This window comes from Candidatus Protofrankia californiensis (assembly GCF_900634765.1).
GTDB lineage: Bacteria > Actinomycetota > Actinomycetes > Frankiales > Frankiaceae > Protofrankia > Protofrankia californiensis.
The window spans coordinates 9260-11635 of the sequence record NZ_CAAAFT010000029.1 but is presented as its reverse complement, the minus strand read 5'-3'; the positions used below and the strand labels follow the sequence as shown (position 1 = coordinate 11635).

Annotated in this window: 1 pseudogene; it reads left to right on the top strand. The window is 70.2% G+C overall.

Features of this window, described 5'->3' with window-relative positions:
• Nucleotides 1–1990: pseudogene (locus DD1DGNOD_RS01310) on the top strand (sacsin N-terminal ATP-binding-like domain-containing protein); the annotation flags it as partial.
• Nucleotides 1991–2376: the final 386 nt, after the last annotated feature.

The window sequence follows — 2376 nt, the reverse complement described above, 5'->3', positions numbered from 1 at the left end:
TCCGGCACTGGAGGCCCTGGGGGTACGCCGTCTCGACACCGCCGGGGTCGTCGAGATCCTCACCGAGCTGCGCAGGCCACCGGCATGGTGGGCACACGTCTACGCAGCGCTGGCGAATGCTCCCGACCGGGACGCCCTCGGTGCACTGCCCGTCCCGCTGGCCTCCGCCGGTGGGTCCACCGCCGCGTCCACTGCCGCGGACGCGACCGGCGCCGCCGGAGACCCTCGGGAGCTGGGCGTCCGGATGGTCACCGGCCCACGCGGGGTGCTGCTTCCCACCCCCGAGCTGGACGTCGTCGCGCTGGTGACCTCGGGTCTACCGCTGCGGGTGGTGCATCCGGACGCCTGCGCCGGTGCCGCCCGTGATGCTCTGCGTACTTTGGGTGCGGTCGAGGGAACCCCCACCGGTGTCCTGCGCGACGGATCCGTCCGCAACGCGATCATGGACGCCGACGCGGACGCGGATCCCGACGCCGCACTCGCGCTGGCCAACGCCGTCCTGGCACTTGTCCGGGACGCGGGCATCGGTGACACCGGTGACGGGAGCGCCGCCGGTGAGCTGCCCTGGCTCACCGACCTGCTGCTTCCCGACAGCGACGGCGACTTCACCCCCACCGGTGAGCTCCTGATCGCAGGCGGCCCGCTCGACCGGGTACTCGCGGCGGATGCGCCGTTCCGCGTCCTGGCCGACGACTTCGCGCGGGCATGGCCGGTACAGGTACTCGAAGCGGTCGGGGTACTGCGGACCTTTGCCGTACTCAGCGCCACCGACATCCGGCTCGATCCGGACGAACCGGTCCTGCTCGACCTGGACGACAGCGACACCTGGGTGGAGGAACTCGCCGCCGACGACCCGGCCGAGTCCGATCCGGCTCTGACAGGAGCCGACCCGAGCGCGCCGCCCACCCTGCGGACCTTCACCGCCGTTCGCGATCTCGAGCTCGTCGACCCGTCGCGGTGGCCTGCCGCGCTCGCGGAACTGGCCCGGCCGCCCCTGCGAGATGTGATCATGCGCTCCGACCGGCTCCGGGATACCGGTCATCCCGGTTGGGGCCGGGGTTCGGGTTCCGGTGCCGGTTCGCCCGCGCACGCTGGCGTGTCGTACACGCGCTGGTGGCTCTCGCGCAACGCGCTGCTTCCGGTCGCCGGATCCGCGACTGTGCTGCCACCGCCGGAGCTTGCCCTGCCCGGCGCCGACCCGCTGCTCGACGGGCTGTTCGCGCCGGCCGCCCCGCTGCCCGGAGTCGACGTTGACCTGCTGCGCCGGCTCGGTTGCCGGCTCACGCTCTCCGACGTCCTAAGCGATCCGGACGCGGTGCTCGACCTGCTGGACCGGCTCGGCGACGCCGACCGGGACGTGCCGTGGCCGGCGGCCCGTGCCCTTTACATGGCCGCGGTGGATGCCGTTGCCACCCTCCCCCGCGCCGACACCAACGGCAACGGACCAGCCGGTATCGACCCCCCGTTCACCGTCCGCACTCCGGACGGAGTGGTACGGACGTCCGACGCCGTGATCGTGGATGCGCCGGACCTCCTGCCGCTGCTCGGTGCGGGCCGCGGAGCGTTGCGGATGCCGCTGGACCGGGCGGCCGAGGCATCACATGTACTCGGCGTACCACTGCTTTCGACACTGGGCGACTGCGACATCGTCATCGCTCGCGATGACCGTGACGCCGTCATCAGGCCCGACGAAGGGGACGCCCCTCAAGCCCCCGAGGAACTCACGGCACCGGACGGGACGCCGTACCTTTCCCACACCCGCCTGCTCGTGGCCGACGTCGATGGTCGGCCCACACCCGTCCAGTGGCGGGTGATCGGTGGCATCAGCGGGGAGATTCACGTCGATGCCGCCGCCGGAACGAACGCGCTGGCAAGGGCCCTGGCCTGGCATGCCGGTACCTGGGACCGTCGGCACGCCATCGCCGAAGCGCTGCACGACCCCGCCGGTGAAGGTCAGCGCCAAGCCGAAGCCGACCTCGACGACTCCTGACCCAGCGCGCCCCGGCCGCCAAGAGGATGGGCGGCTAACCTTTAATGGCAGGAGCTGCCATTAAAGGTTAGACCCCTAAACATTTAGGGTCTCATACGGTTCGGGCACTGGGTAGGGCAGGCCTGGTCCGTACAACATACTGACCTCGCTTACCGGATTCCCCAGGGCCACACCCCAAGTTTCGATGCGCAGAGCCGTTTTTACATACATTGGAAAATGATCAATAGCGTCGGCCGTATCTTCGGGCCACGGCGATGGTCACAGCCCATGTCATGAACGACCTACGATGCGCAGCGACCGCTGCAAATCACATCATGCCTGGGAATCATGGACGGGGGGAACCTGCCGGCGCAGGCGGTTGCGGCGGCGGGTCGTGGACCAGATGC